General features: G+C 51.8%; 19 protein-coding genes, 1 tRNA gene, 1 pseudogene and 1 riboswitch. Of the genes and pseudogenes, 9 read left to right on the forward strand and 12 right to left on the reverse strand.

The genetic code is table 11. The annotated features are described in order from the left end of the window. Positions 1-67: 67 nt before the first annotated feature. The 3 genes from GOB86_RS07920 (at position 68) to GOB86_RS07935 (ending at position 3,577) form a co-directional block, all read left to right on the forward strand. Positions 68-1,003 carry a type II toxin-antitoxin system death-on-curing family toxin gene (locus GOB86_RS07920; RefSeq protein WP_165991815.1) on the forward strand — a complete coding sequence of 312 codons (936 nt, stop codon included), beginning with the start codon at positions 68-70 and terminating at the stop codon, positions 1,001-1,003. Positions 1,004-1,333: 330 nt separating this feature from the next. After that, a complete protein-coding gene (locus tag GOB86_RS16040) occupies positions 1,334-2,962 on the forward strand; it encodes a site-specific integrase (protein ID WP_242012552.1) in 1,629 nt (542 codons plus the stop codon). A gap of 51 nt (positions 2,963-3,013) precedes the next feature. Beyond that, on the forward strand, positions 3,014-3,577 hold the full coding sequence (locus GOB86_RS07935) for a HEPN domain-containing protein (RefSeq protein ID WP_165991816.1): 564 nt from the start codon (positions 3,014-3,016) through the stop codon (positions 3,575-3,577). Positions 3,578-3,745: 168 nt separating this feature from the next. On the opposite strand, the gene GOB86_RS07940 is transcribed toward GOB86_RS07935, so the two are convergent. The 4 genes from GOB86_RS07940 to GOB86_RS07955 are packed head-to-tail and all read right to left on the reverse strand — an operon-like array spanning position 3,746 to position 10,602. Next, the gene (locus GOB86_RS07940) at positions 3,746-4,954 is read right to left on the reverse strand and encodes a GIY-YIG nuclease family protein (RefSeq protein WP_165991817.1); all 1,209 of its coding nucleotides are present in this window, start codon (positions 4,952-4,954) and stop codon (positions 3,746-3,748) included. Then, positions 4,947-7,001 carry a DEAD/DEAH box helicase gene (locus GOB86_RS07945; protein ID WP_165991818.1) on the reverse strand — a complete coding sequence of 685 codons (2,055 nt, stop codon included), beginning with the start codon at positions 6,999-7,001 and terminating at the stop codon, positions 4,947-4,949. The genes GOB86_RS07940 and GOB86_RS07945 overlap by 8 nt, the downstream gene beginning before the upstream one ends. Beyond that, complete coding sequence (locus tag GOB86_RS07950) at positions 6,998-7,831, reverse strand: hypothetical protein (RefSeq protein WP_165991819.1); 834 nt, start codon at positions 7,829-7,831, stop codon at positions 6,998-7,000. The genes GOB86_RS07945 and GOB86_RS07950 overlap by 4 nt, the downstream gene beginning before the upstream one ends. Beyond that, positions 7,828-10,602: a class I SAM-dependent DNA methyltransferase gene (locus GOB86_RS07955; RefSeq protein WP_165991846.1), complete on the reverse strand. Its 2,775-nt coding sequence runs from the start codon at positions 10,600-10,602 to the stop codon at positions 7,828-7,830. The genes GOB86_RS07950 and GOB86_RS07955 overlap by 4 nt, the downstream gene beginning before the upstream one ends. A 318-nt stretch (positions 10,603-10,920) precedes the next feature. Between GOB86_RS07955 and mobC the strand changes: the two genes are divergently transcribed. From mobC to GOB86_RS07970, 3 genes are all read left to right on the forward strand, one after another. Further along, positions 10,921-11,364 carry a plasmid mobilization relaxosome protein MobC gene (mobC, locus tag GOB86_RS07960; protein ID WP_165991820.1) on the forward strand — a complete coding sequence of 148 codons (444 nt, stop codon included), beginning with the start codon at positions 10,921-10,923 and terminating at the stop codon, positions 11,362-11,364. Positions 11,365-11,388: 24 nt separating this feature from the next. Further along, entirely contained in the window at positions 11,389-13,197 is a 1,809-nt protein-coding gene (locus tag GOB86_RS16045) for a relaxase/mobilization nuclease domain-containing protein (protein WP_242012553.1), read from the forward strand. 503 nt (positions 13,198-13,700) lie between these two features. Continuing rightward, positions 13,701-13,768, forward strand: a tRNA-Glu gene (locus GOB86_RS07970). 169 nt (positions 13,769-13,937) lie between these two features. Here the strand turns inward: GOB86_RS07970 and GOB86_RS07975 are convergent. The 6 genes from GOB86_RS07975 to GOB86_RS08000 form a co-directional block, all read right to left on the reverse strand. Beyond that, positions 13,938-15,173 carry an MFS transporter gene (locus GOB86_RS07975; RefSeq protein WP_165991821.1) on the reverse strand — a complete coding sequence of 412 codons (1,236 nt, stop codon included), beginning with the start codon at positions 15,171-15,173 and terminating at the stop codon, positions 13,938-13,940. Positions 15,174-15,199: 26 nt separating this feature from the next. Continuing rightward, positions 15,200-15,598, reverse strand: a complete 399-nt coding sequence (locus GOB86_RS07980; RefSeq protein ID WP_165991822.1) for a GlcG/HbpS family heme-binding protein — start codon at positions 15,596-15,598, stop codon at positions 15,200-15,202. Positions 15,599-15,692: 94 nt separating this feature from the next. Beyond that, positions 15,693-16,418, reverse strand: coding sequence for an IclR family transcriptional regulator (locus GOB86_RS07985; RefSeq protein ID WP_165991823.1), 726 nt, complete (start codon positions 16,416-16,418; stop codon positions 15,693-15,695). Positions 16,419-16,527: 109 nt separating this feature from the next. Beyond that, the gene (locus tag GOB86_RS07990; protein ID WP_242012554.1) at positions 16,528-17,202 is read right to left on the reverse strand and encodes a LysE family translocator; all 675 of its coding nucleotides are present in this window, start codon (positions 17,200-17,202) and stop codon (positions 16,528-16,530) included. Positions 17,203-17,430: 228 nt separating this feature from the next. Beyond that, positions 17,431-17,760: a hypothetical protein gene (locus GOB86_RS07995; RefSeq protein ID WP_165991824.1), complete on the reverse strand. Its 330-nt coding sequence runs from the start codon at positions 17,758-17,760 to the stop codon at positions 17,431-17,433. A gap of 37 nt (positions 17,761-17,797) precedes the next feature. Beyond that, positions 17,798-18,008, reverse strand: a riboswitch (cobalamin riboswitch). Between the two features lie 52 nt (positions 18,009-18,060). Beyond that, positions 18,061-18,621, reverse strand: coding sequence for a histidine phosphatase family protein (locus GOB86_RS08000; protein ID WP_165991825.1), 561 nt, complete (start codon positions 18,619-18,621; stop codon positions 18,061-18,063). A 126-nt stretch (positions 18,622-18,747) separates the two neighbouring features. Between GOB86_RS08000 and GOB86_RS08005 the strand changes: the two genes are divergently transcribed. The 3 genes from GOB86_RS08005 (at position 18,748) to bfr (ending at position 22,360) form a co-directional block, all read left to right on the forward strand. Next, positions 18,748-20,709 (forward strand): esterase/lipase family protein, encoded by a 1,962-nt coding sequence (locus GOB86_RS08005; protein ID WP_165991826.1) that lies wholly within the window; start codon positions 18,748-18,750, stop codon positions 20,707-20,709. Next, positions 20,706-21,707 (forward strand): Lnb N-terminal periplasmic domain-containing protein, encoded by a 1,002-nt coding sequence (locus GOB86_RS08010; RefSeq protein ID WP_165991827.1) that lies wholly within the window; start codon positions 20,706-20,708, stop codon positions 21,705-21,707. The genes GOB86_RS08005 and GOB86_RS08010 overlap by 4 nt, the downstream gene beginning before the upstream one ends. 164 nt (positions 21,708-21,871) lie before the next feature. Further along, the gene (gene bfr, locus GOB86_RS08015) at positions 21,872-22,360 is read left to right on the forward strand and encodes a bacterioferritin (RefSeq protein WP_456304163.1); all 489 of its coding nucleotides are present in this window, start codon (positions 21,872-21,874) and stop codon (positions 22,358-22,360) included. 54 nt (positions 22,361-22,414) lie between these two features. Here bfr and GOB86_RS15845 read toward each other — a convergent pair whose 3' ends face one another. Together GOB86_RS15845 and GOB86_RS16515 are read right to left on the reverse strand one after the other, a co-directional pair. Beyond that, the gene (locus GOB86_RS15845; protein ID WP_253544048.1) at positions 22,415-22,774 is read right to left on the reverse strand and encodes an ArsC family reductase; all 360 of its coding nucleotides are present in this window, start codon (positions 22,772-22,774) and stop codon (positions 22,415-22,417) included. A gap of 15 nt (positions 22,775-22,789) precedes the next feature. Next, positions 22,790-23,233: pseudogene (locus GOB86_RS16515) on the reverse strand (HIT family protein); the annotation flags it as partial. Positions 23,234-23,346: the final 113 nt, after the last annotated feature.

Genomic DNA, 23,346 nt, shown 5'->3' on the forward strand with positions numbered 1-23,346 from the left:
CTACACAGACAAAATAGATTGGCTAGCCAATCTGTTGGCATCCTTTCAGAAGGACGTAAAATTGTATATGGAAAATGATACGCAATCTATGGAGTGTCTTGTGTCTTACGAGGGATTATTTACCAACCGTGGGGTTGAAGATTTATATATTAGAACATTGTCTGAATGTGATGGATACGAAGAAACTGACAATTCTGCACTTGCTGTGTCAGAAGTTATAAAAGCACATTATTTGCTTGCTGACTTCTTTCTCACAGAAGGTGAAGGTATTGGTGGTTTTGGTCCAAAATCTTTAAACCTTCTAATTTCAGCAGTAGAACGACAGCACACGTGCTTTTCTGGAGTAAGTAAATGGAAAAATATTTACGAAAAATCTGCAACAATTCTATATGGTTTAATCATGAACCATCCATTTCATGACGCAAACAAGAGAACTGCATATCTAAGCACTGTACACTATCTATACAAAAATGGTTATATGATTAGCTGTACAGAAAAAGAACTAGAAGATTTCACAGTTGAAATATCAGAAAAAAACATAAACAAATATTCAAGATATAAAGATCTTGCAAAAAATACAGACGATCCAGAAATTTATTTCATCGCTTGGTGGATAAAAAAGAATACAAGGCATATAGATAGAAATCAATACCTTGTAACCTATAGAGAATTGGAAAAAATATTAAATAGATATGGATGTAGATTTGACAACAATCATGATGGACAGATAGATTTATTGAAGGAATTTAAAATAAAAGAAGAAAAAAGAAATTTTATATTTAAAAGAAAAATTGAAAAAACAGAAGAAAGAAAAATTTGTAGAATAGGCTTTCCAGGATGGAGCAAAGTTGTCGGTAAAGGTAGATTAAAATACATAAGAAACCAATTAAATCTCACTCCCCAACATGGCTTTGACTCTCAGTCTTTTTTTAATAATGTAGATGACATGAACTCCTTAATGCATTTATATCAGAACGCATTACAAAATTTAGCATATAGATAGAGAAAATTAATATAACATCTCTTTAAGGAAAATTTCTTCTATTCATAATATAGAATAACCTTCCAAAAATCCAAAATTTTATGTTAAACTTTTAGCTTTGTTTCCCCAGATTGCTTAACCAACTCTGGGAACACAAACACCAACCAGAAGACAGCACGTCGCATTCTTTTTGCTGTTTCAAAGGGTTAGAAAAGTGTCACTGCGGGTTGATGCAGGTTCGAGTCCCGCAGTTCGCATACCTTAAGGTGTTGATTTTATTGAGAAAAATTGAAAGCGGTGAAGTGTAAACCCGCTTCTCCATAGTCCTTCTCCAAACTGGAGAAGTTCTCAATGCTGGCTCTCGTGGGCACCCATTACCATTTTCGCCGCGTCGTCCCCGTTGCCTTACGGCCTCTCTTCGGCAAAACTGAATTCTGGATTTCCCTCAAAACGGGGAACAAATCAGAAGCCCGCCTCTCTGCCATGGCCCTCCATGCCCAGACGAGTGCGCTATTTAGAACGGCCCGCCTCATGACTGACCCAGCCCAGAAGAAACCCATCACCAAAGACGACCTTCTGGCCCTGTATGAAGACATCATCAAACAGCAGGAAAAGGTCATAGAAAACAACGAACGCGCTACTGCAGGGCAACTCAAACTTGAGCGCTACCGTGCCAGCATGACCCGCTATGCAGACCTGCTCAAGACAAGAGCCTTCATTGCCTACTCTTCCGAGGCATTGGAACGTCTGAACCAGAACATGATAAAACTGCGCAAGGACATGATAACGGGCACGATGCAAGACAAGGCCAGCCTTGCCCGCAAGACGGAAGAGATAGACCGGCTTCATGCCACGCTAGTGAAACTGTTCCAGACAGGCCCAGCCCTCTCTCAGGCTCCCGGTGCAGTGCCACCTTCCCATCAGTTGGCACCCCCTACACCGTCTCCGGCCCCAGTTCTCCCATCTTCCCCACGTCTGACAGAAGCCCTTCAGCTTGCCTTGCTAGCAGATAGCCAGAAAAGTGAGGCCACCAAGAAAGAAACCGCCCGCACGGTAGCACTCTTTGTGCAGGCTTTTGGCGATAAGCCAATTAAAGAGATTACTGGGCGCGTCGCTGGAGAGTTTAGAGACCTGCTTTTCTCCCTTCCGACCTCCTACGCCAAAGGCAAGCAGGACTTGGATTTAAACGCTGAGGTTGAACGGGCACAGGAGCATGACCTGCCAACCCTCAGTGGCAAAAGCGTGAAAAACCACTTCATGCGGCTCTCAGCTCTGTGGAACCAGCTTATTCGCCGCGAGATTGCAGACAAGAACCCATGGAGCAACTGGGATTTTGACCTGACCAAGCGGAACCCACGCAGGGCATGGACAAATGATGAACTGGCCCTGCTTTCGTCTTCAGCCTGGACATGCAACACCATCTCGCAAGCAACCTTTGCAGGCATTACACTGGTCGCCGCCTATAGCGGTATGAGACTGGGAGAAATCTGCAACCTGCGCAATGAGGATATTCAGGAGGTTGATGGTATCCCCTGTTTCCTTATCCGCCCTCACCCCGAAGACAAATGGACACCCAAAACAGAAGCAGGCACCCGTAATGTGCCCATCCATAGTGCTTTGCTGGACTGGGGCATTCTGGACTTTAGGAAAGACGGTGAGAAATTCTTGTTTTCAGAACTAAAAACACCCAAAAGCGGCCCGCGTGGCACAGACTTTGGTCGGAATTTCTCGAAGTTCAAAACGACCATAGGCCTTCCGGCTGCCATTACGTTCCATAGTTTCCGGCACACGGTATCCACCCGTCTACGCAATCAGGCTGGAGACCTCAGAGAACTCTGGATTGATGCCCTGCTTGGTCATGAAGCCAGCCACAAAAGCCAAGGGGCCACGACCTATCTCTCAGGTATTGCAACCGAAAACCTTAAGCAGACTGTGGAAGCACTTAGGTATCCTGCACTCTGTTTAAGATGTAGTCTGTAAAAATTGATACAAACACGTCGTTAGTCAGCAGTTGCATAGAGTAGAATTACCATGTCATCTAAACGTCGCTTTTCATTGGCTGAACAATGCATGGATTTGCAACCGGAACTTCGAGCATTTCTCAAATCCAATCCCGACAACCTAATATCAAATTCTTGGGAATTTCTTGCATACAGCTTTGAGCGCGGATTTGAGGAAATGTGGGATTGCGCCCAACTCGATAGCTCCAGAAGTCTCCTCCTAAGGCCTCTTCTCATGCTCTGGCGACAAAGTGTAGAACTTCACCTCAAATCAGCCATCGCATATATCGCTGGCAATCTACCCAAAAATATCGGTCACGACCTTAACAAATTATTTGCTCAACTGCTCAAGGAACGCAATACCCTCGGATATTGCGATGATGACGATCTCACTCGGCGCGTACAGACTATGATCGCTGAGATGCAATTTTTCGACCCTTTTGCCGATCGCTTCCGTTACCCACATACCTGTAAAGGCAAACCATTCGAGGATATTGCCGTCAATCTAGATTATCTCTTCCAAGCCCATTGGATTATCACAACTTGGTGCCAAGGCGTAGAAATAGAGGTTGAACAGAGCAGAGGGATCTTTTAAAAATAGCGTCACTTTTAGGATTTAAAGCCTACCCCCTTACTTCGTGAGCGCAAATAACGAAGTAAATGCGTCCCAATACTTTACCAATACATATAAAATTTCTTATAAATTATATTGTTAAAAATAAAAAAGTTTAAATTGATAAATTTCTTGGATTTATAGACAAAATCAACACTTCCGTTTGACCAAAGCCGCTTTTTGGGGATCATAAACGTATCCCGTAATCGTCCCATCCTTGATTTTTTCCACGGCCTCATTGATAACAAACATAGGAACAAGGAACCATTCGCGAGGAATCACAGGGTTCCCGAACCTGTCCTCGATCTGGATGTCCAACCGTGCTGGATCGAAGATGCGATGGATGATGTTCTCAAGTTTCGTCCGGCTGATATTGAACAGATTGTAAGTCGCTACGATCTCCACGTCCGCCAACAGGAATGTCGGATCGAGTTTTGCGCTGGCTATCCGTTTTGCAACGTCTCCGCCAGTTACGCCAATCTTGTGGATAAGGTCTCTGTTGGCCGCGACAATGGGATTGTCGGATTCACTCCTCAGAACGTAAATGGTTCCGCTTGCAAGATCGTCTTCGTCGTTGTCTCCGGCGAATAATGGCCCGGCACTGGGTTCGGACACTCGGCGGCTGGCTTCATCTTTGTAAAGCGCACGCTGTAGGGAACGAAGCAGGATGTTGCTTTCGGTTCCATTGGAATAAATGACGCGGAGACGGGCATCACTCTCACCATTGGGCGCTCTGAAGGTCTCACCAATCTCGGCAACATATGCTGTCTGACCGCCAAGGATAAAGAACTCACCAGGTCTGATGTCGGTCTTCAGAAAACCGGCCTCTTTCCTGATCGGGCGTGTAATGCGCGTTCCAACCTCAATGTCTTTCTGGACTGCGTTGAATATCGGCTTGAAAGTGTCGAAATCCTCACAGCGCTCCCGGTTGGCGATTTCCTCGGCTGCCCGCTTTTCTGCTGTGGAACGGACATGGCGCAGTTCAGTGATTGAGTTCTGCTCGATGCCGTCCACGCCGAGCATGGAAAGCAGTTCATCGTCGCTAATGTTTTCATCGATCTCTTCAATGACAACGGCATTGGAGAGAATACCTTGATGATCCATAGGCAGAAGCAATGCCATGCAATCGGGTTGCGAGCGAAGCCGATCGAGGCGGACTGCGTATAGGCGCTCGAAAATGTCGTGGCCTTCCCCATGACGAGGGGAGCGTCCGTGTTCATCCACAAACCGCTGGATTTCCTCAAACCCGGCTATAATGCGCTCTTCTTTTGGGGTTTTAGAGGCTTCTTTCTTTGTCTCGACTTCAACGCCCAGCGCTGACAGGAGCGCATCATCTTCGTCGGTAAAACCCTTAGCCACGAGCCGCCTCCGCCTTCATGCGAGCAAGGAACGCAACGCCCTCGGCCATGCTTTTCTCCCAGGGGTCAGTCGATGTTATGGAGGGGAGCCGGCCACGTTCCTGCATGAACTTTAGCGCTCGTTTAGATAAAACACGGGCTTCTTCCAATGTCATAGTCGCACGTTTGGCACCGATTACGGCCACAACCTGCTTTAGACTCTCCTCGCTCATTGCTTTAGCCAGGATGGAATAAGCCTCACCAAACGGATTGATGCGATCAATCAGATCAATGTCCAGTTCTCGCACGTCCATTGCGAATTTACGCACGCCATCGATCAGGGCCGTGTTGGCTCCTGGTTCTCCATCGCCACTCGTCGCAATATGAGCCGCCTGTTGTGTCAGGTTCAGAGCCGCGATGGCGTGCTGTCGAACGGCCTCCTGATCTTCCTCATCCAGTTCGGGATATTTGTCTTTGATGATTTTTCCCATGCGGGAGATCGTCAATTCCTCCGGAACGAGTTCTTTGTCGAAAAGCCCACGTTCAAGAGCAGTCTTGTCTTGAACGAAGGCAGTGATGACTTCGTTCAGGTCTTCCTGGCAGATACGGGTTGCCTCTTCGCTCTTGGGTTCTGACAGCCCCTTGATCTCGATCTGGAACTTTCCTTTCTCTTCGTTAAACCCGACATTGCATTTGTCCTGTTGGTAGCCGTCGTCTCCATAATCGAAGCCGTCAGTCGGTTCGTTGGTTGGCGCTTTCGATCTGAATTCGAAGCGGGGGGCGAGAACCTGTTCCATCAGCAGACTGGCGGCAATGGCTTTAAGGGTATCGTTCACGGCCTCGGTTACGGCCTCTTCCGACGCATCCGGCTCGGCGATAAGGTTGGTAAAGCGAGCGCGGGTCTTCCCAGGCGCATCGCGGGTAGCGCGTCCTATGATCTGGATAATCTCGGTCAGGCTGGATCGATAGCCAACGGTGAGCGCATGTTCGCACCAAATCCAGTCAAAGCCCTCCTTGGCCATACCCAGGGCAATGATGATGTCCACATGGTCGCGGTTGTTCTTCTGGGTTGGGTCTTTCAGTGCGGTGGACACGCGGTCACGCTTGCTCTTGTCATCGTCCACCAGATCAGCGATCCGCAACGTCCGGCCGTCTTCCGTTTCTACCAACTGAAAGCCGGTAACAGGGTCAGCCCCTTGCCAGTCGCCCAGAGCCTCGATGATGTGCTCCACTTCCCTCATCTTGTCCTTCGTACTTTCGCGCGAATTGACGCTGGGGATGTGAATGATGGTTTTTTGCTTTGGGTCGAGAACCTTCAGGATGTCGTCGGCATAAGACCCGGAATAGAAGAAATAGCCGATGTCGAGATGCTTGAGGTATCGATAACCGTTTAACTGCTCGTAATAGGTGTAGGTTACGGTATCAAACTTGGCCTCGTCCTGTGGAGATAAGACATCAACCGCGTCGCCCCGGAAGTATGAGCCGGTCATGGCGACGATATGCACTTTGTCGCGGCCAATAAACGCGCCGAGATGATGACCCAGTTTGTTGTCTGAATCGGATGAGACGTGATGGAATTCATCCACAGCAATCAGACGATCGTCGAAAGCCTCAACGCCGAACCTGTCCACGGCGAAGCGGAAGGTGGCGTGCGTGCAAACAAGCACCTTGTCCTCACTATTAAGGAACGCCTCGACCGAATTGACCTTGCCCCCATTATCACCGCCGGCTGCGTCACACAGGTTTCTTCTAGGTTCTACGTGCCAGTCTTCCCAAAAGCCAAACTGGGTCAGAGGCTCGTCATGGAAACTTGCGCCAATGCTTCTTTCAGGCACGACGATAATGGCCTGCTTCAGTCCCTGGTTGGCCAGCTTATCGAGGGCGATAAACATAAGCGCCCGGCTTTTACCTGAAGCCGGAGGAGACTTGATGAGAAGATACTGTTCACCGCGCTTTTCATAGGCGCGTTCCTGCATGGGGCGCATCCCCATGGCATTGGCCTTGGTTGAACTCCCATTGGCCGCGTAAGAGACAGAGACAGAAGGGACGGATTGGATTTTTTGGGTCATGCTCTCTCTCCTGCGACACTGGCTAATGCCGCTTTTAATGTTTGGAAGCAAAGTGTCGCTGTGTGTTTATCCGGGGAGAAGCGGGATAACATTTGCGCGTATGGATGGATGTAATTTCGGAAATCACGCAGACCGTGACTAAATTTCTGCACGTCTGGCTTCAGTAATCCTATTTCACACGAGACGTCTATCAACTGACTGAGCGTCCAGTCATGAAATAGCTTGGGCTTGCCCTCTGGTGATTTGGGGCAAGCAGATGAACGATTAAATCGCGCCGGCTCTTTCTGCGCGGCCCCCAGAAGAACGGCTTCCAACACGCTACCGCATAGAAAAATTGTGGAAAGATACGCTTTTGCAGACATTGTCGCTTGCGCTTCTTTTAACCGACTTTCGATGATGGATGCGACTGCTCCTTCAACCGGGAGTTTCTGGAGGTTTGGAATGGAAAATTCACTGTGAAGAAAGGCTTCTTCAGCACTCATAGTTTTAGCGGCAAGGGGTTTTCCGATCAGACGTGCGACTACCTTTCGGGATTGTTCGAGAATGACTGCATCAGGTTGATTGCCATTTAGGAGACAATTTACCTCATAGACGCCTAACATTTCATCAAGCACTTGGCCGACAATGGCGTTAGGCTCTTTCTCCCAGAAGGCCCGCATTTTTCTGGCTTTTGATGAACCATACGTCTGATATTTTTGACTATGAATCTCAATCCCGTAACGGGCAAAAAACTCCTGAAATGTTGTGTCTGAATAATCCAGAACGTAACCGCTCTGCATCCCAAGAATTTTTTCAAGGTATCTTTTGTCGATCTCTGTAAGAGCGCTCATACTGCCCCTACCTTTTTCTTATTCTTCGATCCGGTTCCGGCGGTCATTTTGGTATAGAGATCGAACAGTTTTTCCAGTCGCTCCGTATCATTGCGAAAACGTCGGCCAATGTAGATGCGCTCCAGCACTTCGTCATTGCGGTCGTGCGCCTCTCTCAAATCGGCGGGCATTTTTTCGGGGTCATACAGTTCCGCAATGGTGGCGGGGAAATGCGCCTCGCGTGCCAACAGGATGTCTTCAGCACAGCGGGTCAGGTCTGCTTTCATCTTGTCGGTCAGGGTTGGAACGGGAAAAGTGTTCCAGCCCAGCGTGTTGGAATAGGAAAAATCGTTCCGCATCCGCACGCAAACCGTGCCAATCCATACCCAATGGAGGCGCGACGCGACAAGCGCCATATTCCATAGCGGGGCATCATACAGGGCAAAGCATTTATTAGATGCAATATATTCTGAAGGTAGATAATCGCAGGGTAAATATTCTCGGTTCTCAGAACTGATTCCAGCCACAAATATCGCGTTCTTTTTAGCAACGCCACCGATCTGAACAAACCTATATGGTCGTTTCGCAAAATCCCTTGTTGAACCCGCCTGTGACTGCAATCTGTTTTTGGCAACAAGCGCCAATCTATCGGCAATAAACGCACTTTTTTTTGCCGTAACAGCATCTTCATCATTTATCCAGAGACAATATCTCTGCTTGCCATGAATCAACTCCTCGGCACCTACGAATCGCTTAACATAAGCGCTTGTTTGTGGATTCCGTCTGAGGTCATCGGCTTCATCTGTGCTAAGAAAGAGATGACCGCCATCACGCGGCATGTTGCCGAATAGCATTATTGATTGTCGTCCGATTGGGTCAGTTGCCTTCTGCACGACATCGTCCCTGTTAGGCACGAGATACGGGCCGATCGTATTACAGTCACGGACAAGGCTTGAATCGTCAAAAAGTTGCTTTGACTTGGTCGACTTACAGCCAAGTCCAATAATTATGACGGTAACGCCCGCGTTATGACTGGCAAGATTGCTCCAATGGAACGGGGTGTGGGCGAAGCGAATTTCGATGCCGCGAGCAAAAGCTACGGGCCAAATTTCGGAGGCTTGTTGGCCCTGACAGATGCTGTTCGTAGTCACGAACGCAGCGACAGCATCGGGAACCTTTTCTGCGTAATCCAAATAGCGAGCGATCCAACCAGAAACGTAGTCTGTAATCTTGGCGAGATGTGGAAATTTTACCCAAGCATTTGCCAGCTCGATTTTTTGTTTCTCATTCTGCCATTTACTACCTTTATAAGGCGGATTCCCACAGATATAGGTTTCTCCACCCTCGTTCTCGAAATCGATTTGCGGCTGATCTAACGGAGAATGAAATAGATCATCTGCGCTGTGTTTCACTCCGGTTCCCGTCGGCGGGCAGATGCTCAACCAATCCAAGCGAAGAGCGTTACCGCAGGTAATCCAGTTTTCTGCGTTCAGCGGAAGGAATTCGGCCAAGGCCAGTTTCTGACCGCGATACAGCACATCGCATTGGAATTCTGCGATAATGAGCGCAAGTCGTGCAATCTCGGCAGGGAAATCACGCAGTTCGATCCCCCGGAAATTGGTCAGAGGAATCTCTGACGGACGATCGGCTTCCCCGCGACGACTGTTGATCTCAGCCTCTATGGCTCGCATCTCCTTATAAGCGATGACAAGGAAATTTCCGCTGCCACATGCTGGGTCAAACACCCTGATCCTCGCCATACGCTTGCGTAGGTTCAGGAGCATCCGGGCATTGTCGCCGGCCTCATTCAGTCGTGCCCTCAAATCATCCAGAAAGAGAGGGTTCAGAACCTTGAGGATGTTGGGAACGCTCGTATAGTGCATACCAAGAGCACCACGTTCCTCATCATCTGCCACGGCCTGGATCATAGACCCGAAGATGTCCGGGTTGATTTTCGTCCAGTCGAGAGCGCCGATGTGGATAAGATAGGATCGGGCGATCTTGCTGAAACGCGGCACGTCGGGGCTGCCCGAAAATAGACCGCCATTAACGTATGGGAACCTATCGGCGTAACGAGCGATGCCGGCTTTCTTTCGCTCTGCCGTGGGGGTGTTCATTGCACGGAACAGTTCGCCAATCACCTCGTGGGTGTTAGACGAATCTCGCTCGGTCATTGTATCGACCGTGTTCGTGAACGAGTAACCCACTTGGAAAATATCCGTGTCTTCGGCGAAGAAGCAGAAGATTAACCGGGCCATGAAGTGGTTCATGTCGTGGCGGCGGTCGGCCGTTCCCCAGTCGGGATTGTCTTTTAGCAATTCGACATACAGCCGGTTCAACTTGCTGGTCGCACGAATATCGAACGAACTTTCGCGGATTTGTTTGACCGTCGTGATGCCGGCTAAGGGCAGGAACGCGCCGAAATGATTCGGGAAGTCCGCATAGGCACAGGCCACGGTCTCACCTGTATCCAATTCCTCCGCCTCGAAGGTCTCACCATCCGTCGCCAGAATGAACTTGGCCTTGGCCTTCGACGTGGCTGGGCTATCCCGGAGGGCGGTCAAAGTCCGCGTCACCTCACCGGGCGGGCAGGTCGCAATATGGATGTTATTCCGCTGGAGAACGGCGCCTGGGATGTCAGAGGCATTGGTCGAGCCTTTGGTGGCCCGGAGACGCTTTATGGTGGTGTCTTTATTACCGAATGCCGAGAGAAAAAGGTAAGGAAACTCTTCTGCATCAAATGGTTGCTCCACAAGTGCAGATACGGCTTCTTCAATCTCTACGGCGTTCATAGCCTCTACCCAATCCTGTTTCCATATCAACAGCCACTCAACAATTTTGGTGTTCTGTTGAGTCTTGCTCACATGAATAGCATGTCTACATAGACTCTGTGTGTTCGGCCATGGAAGAGGTTGAAGCTCTGCTCTGAAAATGTACTGGCTAGCCACCTCAATTTTCTCAATAAATAAAATAAGCGAATTTCACAGCCTTATAAAAGCCTCTTTGTGTGCATTACCCCATTCCAATTTTTTAATATTTTGTTCTTTTTTCGTTCCTTGCATGGAAATAGAGTACCTTAGTCTCCATGGGGTTTGTGTCAGGAGCCAGCAGTGTCCAATGGCTACCCGTTGGGTGCCTTGGACAAGCTGGCAAGGGGGAGTACCTCCCCCGTTGACCCCCACATTATGGAGACTGAAACCATGCCTGAAATCCGAACGTCCCGCCTCTCCGTCAGGGCTAGACCCGACGAACTCGACCGCTGGCAAGTCGTCGCCAGACGGGCCGGACACCATACTACCGCCGGGTGGATACGCGCTCTCTTGCGTGATGCCGAGTTCGCTGGCCAAGAGGGCGACCAGCTCCTTGCTGAACTCAGAGGCCTAAGAGGAGACCTTGCTCGCGTTGGCAACAACCTCAACCAACTAGCCCATGCTGCCAATCGTGGCGAGGCTGTGGCCTGTGCCGCCACTTTGGACGACATCGACGTCCTGAAAGATAGAACAGACAGGCTGTTGAACCGTATCCGCCCCGCTTCCCGGCAGACGATACATTGACCCTGCCCTCACAGATGTGTGGCCATGATTGTCAAGGAAACCCGCATCAAGACGGGCAGCGGCCATAAAGCCCTTGCCGCCCATGTCTTACGCGGTGAGAAAAATGAAGCCATTCTGGTGCTTGAAGGCAGCGAATACTGGCTTAAAGACTGGGTTAAGGAAGCCAAACGTGAAGGCCTGACCTATGGCCTCCGTCATATTGCCTTTAATCCCGAACAGACCATGACAGACACTGAACTGTCAGAGTTTGCTGACCGAATTTGTGAGGAACTCAAGGCCGATAAAGCCTCTCGCGCCCTTATCCTTCACCAAAAAGACGGTAAGAGGCATGGACATCTTATTCTGCCTGAATGGCAGCATAACCATGTGTTGAGTAGCCGCTTCTCCTATATGCGACTGGAGAAGGTCGCCAGGTTAGAAGAAATCAGGCTAGGACACTCTTTAATAGCAGGGCGTCATGATGCGGCTCTTGCTACCGCCTTACATCGAGAAGGTAAGCACAGCGAAGCCCAACTGGTGGAAGCCCTCATACCTGATGGTACTGTCCTCCCCCGTGCCGCGTACACCTCTCAGGCACGCCGGATAACAGAACGACAGGCTTTGGATTTACCTGCCTTAAAGAAAGAAATTGTCGCTCTCTGGCAACAGTCGGGCGAAAAACTCCCAGCCTTCCGCCGTCTATTACAAGAACAGGGTCTTGTGATGCGTGAAGGCGATAAAAGCAACACCAGACCGGGTGCCCATATCATTGAAACAGCGGACGGCACTCTGATTGGCTCTTTTACCCGTCTAACCAAAATACGCATGAAAGACTTCCGTGCGCTTCTGATGCAGGAGGCCCTACCAGCAGCAGAACCCCGCCTTGTACGCTCGGTTGCCGCCCGTGCCCGCCGGTTAAGCCCGCTCAGCGCCAGACCGCCTCGCGCCTTGCCACCGGATGCCATGATTGTGCCGCTGCGTAGAGAGCCAAGGTCTCGTCCGACAGTAACTTCTCTCACTCAAACCCACACCCTTAATCCCGGCTTTGCCCATTACCTGACAGACTGGAAAAAAGAAGTAGCCCGATGTGAACACATCATACGCCAGAACCCTTTATCGCTTTATGGCCCAGTCCCAACACGCGACCAAGTCTTCCAAAATATCTTACGCGAAATAAAGCCCCTTCAGATAAAACTGAAAAAGGCTAAGCAAACACTCGACTTAGCGCATCAGGAACGTGAAGCCGCTTATGCATCCTTATTGGGAGGTTTAACCGGACGGCGTCACAAGGCTGATGAGGCTTTTGAAAAAGCCATTCTTATTCTTGCTGAAATACTCCGTTATCTCATTGAGACCTTACTTTACCTCTTTGGCCTGAGAGAAAAACCACCCCATCCTCTGACCTTGCCGGTGCCTACAGCACGGGAACGGTCTCTGGAAAACTACTATGACCAGAAGAAGAAATACATCTCAGTTCTTCTCGATAAAGAAAGAACGCTCTCCTTGCTAAGGGCACTTTATCAAAAGTCTATGGCTCAGCGGAAAGAAGAGCAAAGTAAGGCTGAAACGGCCTATAGGCCAACTCTCGAAGCCGCTCAAAATCGCTTACGTCACCTCAGGCAGCTACCCGGCCTGCACAAAGACCTTGATGAAGCCACACGGAAAGCCTTCTTCCGTGCCCAGCATACAGGACAGCTTGAACAAGCCCTCAAAATTTTACAAACACACGCCCTTAAAACAGATCAGCCTCAAAACGGGTTTTTCAAGTCGGAAACAGAAGCCACAACCCGCCAAAAACCCGCACCGAACCCGCAGACCACACAGCGCCCCTCTGTCACCCCCTCACCTTTTTGAACGTTTTGGGAAGTCTCTTGACGAGAACTTGTTTCTTCTCCAAAGTGTTTCTCGTAAATCGTTACCAAGAAGGACGTCTTTTAGCGTTTTCCTTGATGAAATCAGCAAGGTTTTGAACGCAACTCACCCCCTTCTCAGGGTTCGAGTCCCGCAGTTCGCAATCTCTAAGGCGCTGATTTTATTGAAAAATCATAAAAAATCTAAAATGTGAACTTCTATACGTCCGTCTTCCCAATTAGAGAACTTTTTAGACTTGCGACCGCCCTATAAATTCCAGACGTCTCGTGCGCTTGCGGTCGGACTACGTAACTTTCGCAAATATTACGTCAAGCGATCTCCCCAAAATTAGTCATGCATACGCCCTCTATAAGAAACACTGAATACGGCTGACAGGGATCCGTGCACCATTTTTGCACCACAACAAGAAAGATTTAGGGTGACAACGCATGATGTTGTGTGACACATATATGTATGTTTATCATATAGTTATGAAAGGAACTCGCAGATGACTGCGGTCTATTTTTGCCCTTTCACGGCGGCAACACGGGTTCGAATCCCGTACGGGACACCACTTTTACTTTAACGCGTTGTTACTCCCCATAAAAATAATACATGCCTTGCAGTTCATGCGGTGCCTTAACTGTGTTCAGACTACCAACTTGCAATATTTTCTGTATGCAACATAGAGCAACACAAAACCCCTTTTTGCGCTCAAGGGGCATTGTGTAATTTGTCTTCCATTATGTTATGGGCAAACGCTCTTCTGGTACACCGCTCTTTTTAAGAATAAAAAGAGCCAGCAGATAAACCAGCAACCCACCAATGGACAAAAGTGCGCCCCCAACACCCAGCGCGCCATACCCATACTGCTGGCCCAGCAGTAGGCTGCCCAACGATGCGCCAAGCGCATTGGCAATATTGAATGCCGAATGATTAAGGGAGGCCGCCAACGTTTGCGCATCTCCCGCAAAATCCATCAATCTGGTTTGTAAGGCCGGACCCAATGCATTTACGCAGGCTGGGATCAAAAACACATCCAGCATCAACCCAAGGTTGTTGTGCAGAAGTGCCGAAAAAACCAGCATGGCCACAGCACTACCCGCAAGTGCAAAAATAGCCGCGAAGTTAATGTTGCGGTCCACCAGCCATGCCCCGATATTGGCACCCGCCAGCATGCCCACGCCCCAAATGACCATGTACAGCATGACCTGCCATTCGGGAACATGCGTAACATTTTGCAAAACACTTGTCAGGTAAGTGTAAATTGCAAACATACCACCAAAACCAATAGCCGCGGTCAGCAAGGTCAGCAAGACCTGCGCATTGCCCAGTGCTGTGACCTCCCTGAGTGGAGAATTGGAACGGTTTGGCGTATCGGCCGGAATAAAGCGCCATACTCCCACAAAGGTTAAAAACCCGAACAGGCCAATAATCAGGTAAGCAATACGCCAGCCAAAATGGTTGGCCGCAAAAGTGGAAAAAGGCGCCCCCACCAAGGTGGAAATAGCAATACCGGACAGCACACGCCCAACTGCCCAGCCCCTGCGCGAGCGCTCCACCATGGATGCGGCCACCAGAGCAGACACACCAAAAATAGCTCCATGCGGCAGACCGGTAATAAAACGGGCAACCTCAACCAGCCCCGGCGTTGGCATGACAACACTGAGCAGATTGCCAAACCCGAACAAAAGCAGCAGCACAAGCAACAGTTCCCGGCGCGACAGACGCGCACCCAGAATGGTAATGAGCGGTGCGCCAACAACAACCCCCAGCGCGTAGGCCGTAATGGCGTAACCCGCATCTGCCGTAGATAGGTGGAGGGAGGCTGCAAATTCTGGCAACATGCCCATAATGGCAAACTCGCCGGTGCCTACAACAAATGCGCCAAATGTCAGCACAAGAAGTGCGGCGGTTCTACCCGCTGGAGGCGGCACCAGAGAGGCGCGGCCCGCAGGGGGTACGGTTTGTGTTGTCATGGAGTTTCTCTTAGCCAAAAAGCCTGTCAGGCTGAAAGAATGTTCGCGGCAACCCGGGCAATGGCAATATCTTCTTCCGTGCTGGCACCAGAAACCCCGATCGCCCCCAGCAACGTGCCATCCGCTGCTTTAAGCACAAGCCCCCCACCAAAACTGGCCATGCCGCCATTGGTGTTTTCCAACGTATAGGCACGGCCATCCGGGCGGCCAATTTTTGCAAAATCCGCGCTGTCCATCTGGAACAGGGCTGCGGTACGCGCCTTTTTGCTGGCAACATCCACCGCACCCAGAATTGTGCCTTCCATACGCAGGAAGGCAACGGGCCATGCCGCGGCATCCAGAATGGAAATGCAGACATTCACGCCCATCCGCTGCGCCTCAGAATGTGCTGCATCCAGCATGGCGGTTGCTATTGTTGCTTTCATGGTCCGTACATCCCTTTTGCATAAAGGAGTGTACGTTAACCCGACCGCTGGAGAAGGGAATAAACAAAATAGGGCAAAGCTTATTTATTCAATATTATTGAACATTGAGTTGTTCGAGTGCGCGCATCATCATCCATGCAAGCCGGATCAACCTGTGCTGCGGAAACCTTGCAGGGGGGCCGGTCAGGCACAGGCTTGCCCTGACCTCCCCATTCTCGCGCCATGGAATGGCAACGCCGTTCAGCCCCGGCCTATATGCCTCAATATCCAGCGCATAACCTTTGATGCGTACATCCTCGATCTTGCTCAGCACATTGGCGTCCAACGCATTGGCGCGGGTTGCCAGCACCCGTTTGCCCAACCCCGGCACACAGGCCAGAAACACCCACCCAACAGCTGAGCCTTCCAGATTTTCCCGCCGGGGCATGGTCGCCAGATTGAGGCAAAACCCGTTTGGATCCACAATATCCAAATACGTCGCCTGATCACCGCTGGGGACCGCCAGCCACGCCGTGGCACCACTTTTATATGCTACGGCCTCCAGCACCGGGCGCAGGCGGGCACGCAACATGTTATCATCCCCCGCAATACGCGCGAGATTGAGAATGCGCCCTCCCAGATGGTAGCGCATATCCCCCGACCGGCGCTGGACGTATCCCAAATGGTCCAGCGTTTGCAAAATATTGTGTACCGTTGTTTTGCCTATGCCGGAAATACTGGCAATCTGCTGCAAACGCGCACCACCACCCTGCTGGGCAATAATTTCCAGAATAGCAGCAGAGCGCTCTATGGACTGAATAAGCTTTGGTGTTTTGCTCATGGACCATCCCTGTTGCCAAAGGGGCTTTGGCATACCCCGTCCGCCTTATGCCGTGCGCACCACAAGTTCATCATAGCTGAACAGCTCAGAGTATTCCGGTGCTACCCGATCAGGCGGGAAGACCGCTCAGAGCCAGCCTGAGTGCAAAATAGATGAACACACCCCCCGTTAGCATATCCAATGCACGCACAACCCTGGGACTGGACAGAACACGGCCAAGGGAAAACGCCAGACAGGCCAGAGCCGCGTACCATGCTACCGCCATAACCACCTGCACTCCCGCCAGCAGCAGGGAATAGCTGACACGCTCCACACCTGCGGGAATAAACTGGGCAAAGGCTGTCAGGTCAAACACGCCGACCAGTGGGTTCAGGCAGGTCGTTAGCAGACCGCGCTGATACCCCGCGCCCATACTGGTAATCTGGCTGGCCTGTGCCGCCCCCTCCGCCTGATCATGAACACCAGCAGACGGCATAAGCAGGCGGATACCCAAGTAAGCCAGATAAAACGCACCAGCCCATTGCAACGCCAGATACAGCGTGGGAGACGCGGCAACCAGCGCGCTCACCCCAAACGCCGTACCGGCCCCCCATATTGCCAGCCCCGTGCCAGTGCCCAGAGCCGCCCCCAAGGCGGCCTTGTGCCCGACATTCATACCCAGACGGATAACAAGAGCAGTTTCGGTCCCCGGTGTCAGCACCAGAACACCCCATGCGGCGGCAAAGGTCAGTATGGGCAAAAACGCATGGGGCATAACCTGATCCTGCTCTGTAACACCGGGCAACACACGCCACCTTGCGGGCCATAACGACCAACATGGCAGGCGGCGCCTATGTAAAAGAGAACAAAAAACAGGAAAAGTCCAAGATCGGCCAATAAAAAGGCCGCTATGGTTCCCCCCCTACCTACCGCAGTACAAATCCATGGCCATACGGCGCGCTCCCAGAAGCTGCTGCACGGCCACATAGGCCATGACCATGGCGTGCCCGGTGGCATTCTCTGCCACCTCGCTCTACGCCGGGGCAAAACGGGCTTGCATGACCAGACTCAGTGCCTGATTGAGCATTATACGGAACTGTGCCTCAAGCTGATGTCCTCTTTCCCGGTACGTTACGGGCAAGTCTCGCACGAATAGCCCAAACATATGTGCCCCGGCCTGTTGCAAAACGGCCTCTTCCGCCAGTGGTGCGGCGGCCCCCAGCAGGGCCAGAACCTCTGCCCTGTCCGGCGCTCTGCGCAACAGGTTTTGCAACAGTGGATGCAGGCCACCCACCCCATCAGCCAACCGGGCGGAACATGTGGGAAAATACGGGTGAGAACCCCGCAGAAAATAACGTGACATCAGTCATCTCAGCCCCCGGTCTGCCCGCCCGGTGACATGGCATGTAAAGACGAAGGCAGGTCTCCTGACTTGCAGATACGCCTTGCACCCTGCCTTCCCGGTTATGCACCAGTGGCTGCCCCCAGTTGGGGCTGCGGATGTCAGCTTCTGCCTACAGTTGCGGGTACAGTCTCCGACTTGCTCCAAAATGGGGCTGACGGTGTTCCCTTTTCATCCGCTCGCACGGAACCTTCGACCAATGGGGTCAGGCTATAGCCCCATGCGCCAACGGCTGCGAGCAAAAAATGGGAGGAAGCTTCCCTACGCCGGGGCACCCAGCATGCCCACGCGCCACCGGCCTGCGTGGCAGGTCAACAGGCTGTAACTCAGGGGCGGCACGTCCACCCGCGCGGCATGGGCCATATCCACAGGGCCGCTCTGGTACAACACGTGCAAAACCAGATTCCGCACAATGGCGGGCCGTGCCAGCACCACCGCACTTGGCAGATTCTGGCTGAGACTATCGAGCCAGAGGGCCGTTCTTTGGTAGCAGGACGCAAAACTTTCACCCTCCGGTGGGGCAAAAGTTGCATCGGATAAAAAAGCAAGCTGTTCCGCAGGAGCCATACCCTGCAAGCCCTGCCCAGCCCACAAACCATAGTCCCTGTCCCGCAGGGAGGGCTGTGGTTGCAGCCTATGCAACCCCGCATCCGGCGCCGCTACATCGGGGGCATAATAAAGAGTAAGCTGGCTGGCGGATGGCAGGTAAGCCGCCACTTTTTGCTGATCATAGCCATTTGCGACCTGTTCGGTCCCATTGGGCAGCCCCCCCTTGCGCACAACAGGGGGCAACTCAGACGCACAGCAAAGCAGCTTCAACACACCGATCTTTCCCGCATTGGCCCTTGGTCTATGGGCATGGCCATAATGGCGCAGCATTTGCCAGCATGGCACAGACACCCTACACCATCAGACATTATTTGACCGCGATTTTAAACCGAGAATCGGATGCCCCCCCCTCCCCGCCTTTTATCCAGCGCTTTGTGTTCCCGTTTGTCGTGGGTGGCTCTTTGTCTGGCTTTTTCTGGCTGTGCGGCCCCTATTACCGTGCAGCGCCTGAGCCTGACGGACAGCTACAGGGACCGAAGCCAAAGTACGCTCAGCGGGCAGACCTTGAGCAACACCACACGCATTGTGCTTGAGCGCCAGAATCTTTTGCCCAGATGGAAAAAAAATCCGGCACAGGCTCTGGCCATCCTGCGCGCCAGCACTCAGGCGCAGTTTTATACTCCCGATCTACAGGATCAGCTTTTTGCTCTGGCAGAGCTGCACTACCTGATGGCCCGCCAGAACACGGACCGCACGGCTTTTATGGCAGCCGCACTCTATGCCTACGCTTACCTGAACCCCGATGGGGCGGAAAACGCAAAACCCAACCCATATGATGTGCATTTCCGGCAAGCCTGCGACATTTACATGTTTGGCCTGACCGAAGCGCTGGGCAACCCTGTAAATGTTGCGCCACAGCGCTGGACGCTCCCATTTGGCACGCTCGACCTGTCCACCACCCCCGCGCAGACGCAATGGTATGGTTACACCCTGACCGACTTCCGCCCCACGGCGCGTCTGTCCGTGCGCGGGATTAAAAACGTTTATCGCCGGGCAGGGCTGGGGGAACCTCTGGCGGCAGTGCCACGCCCCCCCGCCGATAGCCAGATTTCCTTTTCCATTACGGACAAGCTGCGTATTCCCGTTAACCTTCTTCTGGAAATTCCCAACCCACGCCAGCAAATTTTCACCAGCCAGATTTCCGGTCGGCTAACTCTGGCAACAATTGACAAAACCACCAGCCTGCCAACAACAGATGGCGTTATTCCCCTACAATACGACCAGACCGCATCCCGCGCGATCAGCCTGAGCAATGCGGTTGACTGGTCGGTTGAATACAAGGGTTTTCTGGACGGCAATCTGTTTAGCAAGCGCGCGCAGCTTATTGCCATAGAGCCACACCAGTATGGCCACCGGCCCGTTGTGCTTGTGCATGGCACGGCCTCCAGCCCCGGACGTTGGGCGGATATGGTGAATGACCTGCTCGAAGACCCGCAAATCCGTGCGCATTATGAGTTCTGGTTTTTTTCCTACGCAACGGGCAACCCCATTCCCTACTCCGCCCTGCAACTCCGCGACGCCCTGAACCGCACCATTCATGACCTTGGCGGCACACAGGCCGACCCCGCACTGGGGCAGATCACCCTGATCGGGCACAGTCAGGGCGGGCTGTTGGCAAAAATGCTGGCCATTGACCCACAGGATGCACTGTGGAAGGGGCTGACCCATCGCTCCCTTTCCAGCCTCAATCTCTCGCCCAACGTGCGGCAGTTTCTGGAGCGGGCACTTTTTCCCACGCCCATGCCTGAGGTCAAAAGTGTTGTGTTTATTTCCACCCCACAGCACGGCAGCTATCTGGCGGACTTTTCCATCGCCCATCTTATCGGACGAATGGTCACTTTCCCCGCCGCCATTACAGAAGTGACCCAGCAGATCCTGCAAGGCAATACAGGAGCGCTCAAGGTGGATATGAGCCCCGGCCGCCTTGGCAGTGTTTATGGCATGTCCCCCCGCAGTGCGTTCATACAGGCGCTGGCCTCCGTGCCTGTTGCGCCGGACGTGCAAAGCCATTCCATTATCCCCGTACTAGGCAATGGCCCGCTGAATAATGCGGACGATGGCGTTGTGGCCTACGCCAGCGCACATGACCCGCAGGTGCAGAGTGAACTGGTCGTGCGCAACTCGGGGCATTCCACGCAGGCCAACCCCATTACCATTGCGGAAGTGCGGCGTATTCTGCTGCAACAACTGGCCACCACCCAGCCCGACATGCGCATGAAGGGCGATATGGACCACACCAACATCATGCGTATTGGTGGGGACTATGTCATTCCCGCAGCATGGGCAAAGCAGCAGCCATGACCAGGCCCCCCCGCGCCCGCCGCCACACAAAGCGCAGACTAACTGTTCCGATCTGCCTGTTTGCAATCTATGCCTGTGCGGCACTGTACTACTCCACGCTGGAGCCGGATCTGTTGCGCCTTGGTGCAACCGTGCTGTGTGGTGTGCTCTGCGCGGCAAGCCTGTGCATCCGCCAGCCATTACGCCGCCTTGCGGCCCTGAGCGGTCTTTGCGTGTGTTTTGCTATCTGGTTCTGCACCGACCGCCCCAGCAACAACCGTGAATGGGCTGGGGAATATGCCGTTCTGGCCGATGCCATACAGGATGGGCGTCTTGTGCATGTGCGCAATATCCGCGATTTTACGTATAAAACCGAAACCGATTACACTGCGCACTATTACAACGCGGACTTTGATCTGGACCACCTTGCCACCATAGACCTGATAACCTCCTACTGGGCGGGAGACAGCATTGCCCACGTGTTTCTGTCCTTCGGATTTGATGATGGCCGACACCTTGCCGTATCCATTGAAACACGACGCCAGAAAAAATTTGCCTATTCCACCATCGCCGGATTTTTTCATCATTACGAACTTACTTACGTAACAGCCGATGAACGTGACCTGATTGGTGTACGCACGGACATACGCAAGGAACGTGTGTATCTTTACCGTCTTGAACTCTCCGCCCAGACGCGTGAGGCAGTTTTTAAAAACTACCTTTCTGAAATACACATGCTGACCACCCAACCTCGGTGGTACAATACGCTTATGGACAACTGCACAACGGAAATTCTGGCAAGGGCCAATGCCCGTACCCGTTACAGACTGGACTGGCGGGTGCTGCTGAGCGGGTACACAGCCTCCCTTGCCTACGATCTGGGGCTACTGAACACACACTACGATTTTGCAACACTTCACCGACTCAGCCGGATAAAACGCCCCGCAAATGCCATACCAGATGCGAATTACTCTAATGAAATACGAGAATCCCTCCCCCTCGCACTTGAGAATAAATAAAAACAACGATAAATACATGCACATCACTCGCAACCAGAAGTAAGGTTATTGCAAGTGATAATTATTTCTTCAAAAGCATTTGATTTTGCACATTTTTTTGTTTGCGAATGGACGCACTTTATACTATGTTCGGCTCCAGTCCCTCCTTTAATTGCGAGTAAGCCATCATGGTCAAAGACCCCAAAGTTATTGAACACCTGAACATCCAGCTCACCAACGAGCTGACCGCCATTAACCAGTATTTTCTGCATGCCCGCACCCTGCGCCACTGGGGCGTAACCCTGCTGGGCAAAAAAGAATACGAAGAATCCATTGAGGAAATGCGTCACGCTGACTGGCTGATCGAACGCATTCTGTATCTGGGCGGCCTGCCCAACGTGCAGCGCCTGAACACGATTCTGATCGGGCAGGACGTCAAGGAAATCCTTGAATGCGACATGAAGCTGGAAGAAAAAGCCATGAGCGACCTGCGCGAAGGCATTGCCTATTGCGAAAGCGTGCGTGACTTCGTATCCCGCGATCTGCTGCTGAAAATCCTGTCCAATGAAGAAGAACATGAAGACTTCATTGACCGCCAGTTCGACCTGATCAAGCAGATCGGGGTTGAACGCTACATCCAGCTCAACTCTGCATCCGCTCCCGAGCAGGAATAAAATTATCCTGCCGTCCTGCCTTTTTGGGGCAGGACGGCAGTCTGCTTTTCTGGTCTAGTTTTTACCCAGTGCCGCCGCGTAAAGTTCCGGCTTAAAGCCCACCTGCAAACCCTGCGGCGCTTCCAGCACCGGGCGTTTGATCAGTGTTGGATGGGCAACCATAAGTGCAATGGCCCGTTTTTCCGTCAGATCAGTCTTATCCGCATCTGGCAGCTTTCTGAACGTTGTGCCTGCCTTGTTCAGCAGTTTTTCCCACCCCACCTGTGCCACCCATGCCGCAAGCTTATCCTCAGTTACACCTGCCAGCTTGTAATCATGGAAGATATACGCAACGTCATGTTCTTCCAGCCAGTTGCGGGCCTTGCGCACGGTATCGCAATTTTTAATGCCGTATAACGTCAATCCACCAGACACTTCATTCTCCCCTACCGGGCAAATCCCCAACGCCTTACGCATTTTTTGCATGAACGCCGCATCTGCCTGCGCATCGAATGCCCGTGCCTGAGCAATATCATACGCAACACATAACGGAAGCAACCGCTGGGCCTGCGGCTCCGTGGCATAACGCGGCACAATATGGGTGTGCAGCGAGGGCGCCTGATTACACCATGTTTCGTAATTAATGCGCGCAGCTCCCGTAACTTCAAGCAACGCATCCCCCACACGCACAACATCTTGCAGGTAATCCTGCCGCTGCTGGCCGTGCAGGTCATTCACACTGGGCACAACGGGGTCTGCCAGCAAGATGCAGTAGCCCTCCACCGGCTGCGTATCCGCCACCACCAGCCAGCCGGATGCCATACGGCCGATTACCTTGGGATATGCCCCCCTACGTGCCAGTTCCACGCGGTGTTGTATTACATTTTGCGTCATTACTTTGCCTCTATGCCTTCAAAACTGGTTAGTATAAAATTAACAATCATGTCTTATCCAAAAAATGGCACATAAATACCACTAATGACTGCATTTTCTTGACAGTAAAAGCA

The sequence above is a fragment of the Acetobacter lambici genome (genome assembly GCF_011516885.1).
In the GTDB taxonomy this organism is placed as follows: domain Bacteria; phylum Pseudomonadota; class Alphaproteobacteria; order Acetobacterales; family Acetobacteraceae; genus Acetobacter; species Acetobacter lambici.

Coding starts and splice junctions, on each gene's coding strand:
- GOB86_RS07935 (WP_165991816.1), top strand. CDS start 3,014: ATGTCATCTAAACGTCGCTTTTCATTGGCTGAACAATGCATGGATTTG.
- GOB86_RS16040 (WP_242012552.1), top strand. CDS start 1,334: ATGCTGGCTCTCGTGGGCACCCATTACCATTTTCGCCGCGTCGTCCCC.
- GOB86_RS07945 (WP_165991818.1), bottom strand. CDS start 7,001: ATGACCCAAAAAATCCAATCCGTCCCTTCTGTCTCTGTCTCTTACGCG.
- GOB86_RS07975 (WP_165991821.1), bottom strand. CDS start 15,173: ATGACAACACAAACCGTACCCCCTGCGGGCCGCGCCTCTCTGGTGCCG.
- GOB86_RS07955 (WP_165991846.1), bottom strand. CDS start 10,602: ATGAACGCCGTAGAGATTGAAGAAGCCGTATCTGCACTTGTGGAGCAA.
- GOB86_RS07980 (WP_165991822.1), bottom strand. CDS start 15,598: ATGAAAGCAACAATAGCAACCGCCATGCTGGATGCAGCACATTCTGAG.
- GOB86_RS16045 (WP_242012553.1), top strand. CDS start 11,389: ATGATTGTCAAGGAAACCCGCATCAAGACGGGCAGCGGCCATAAAGCC.
- GOB86_RS08005 (WP_165991826.1), top strand. CDS start 18,748: ATGCCCCCCCCTCCCCGCCTTTTATCCAGCGCTTTGTGTTCCCGTTTG.
- GOB86_RS07995 (WP_165991824.1), bottom strand. CDS start 17,760: ATGTCACGTTATTTTCTGCGGGGTTCTCACCCGTATTTTCCCACATGT.
- GOB86_RS07920 (WP_165991815.1), top strand. CDS start 68: ATGGAAAATGATACGCAATCTATGGAGTGTCTTGTGTCTTACGAGGGA.
- GOB86_RS07950 (WP_165991819.1), bottom strand. CDS start 7,831: ATGAGCGCTCTTACAGAGATCGACAAAAGATACCTTGAAAAAATTCTT.
- GOB86_RS07985 (WP_165991823.1), bottom strand. CDS start 16,418: ATGAGCAAAACACCAAAGCTTATTCAGTCCATAGAGCGCTCTGCTGCT.
- GOB86_RS08010 (WP_165991827.1), top strand. CDS start 20,706: ATGACCAGGCCCCCCCGCGCCCGCCGCCACACAAAGCGCAGACTAACT.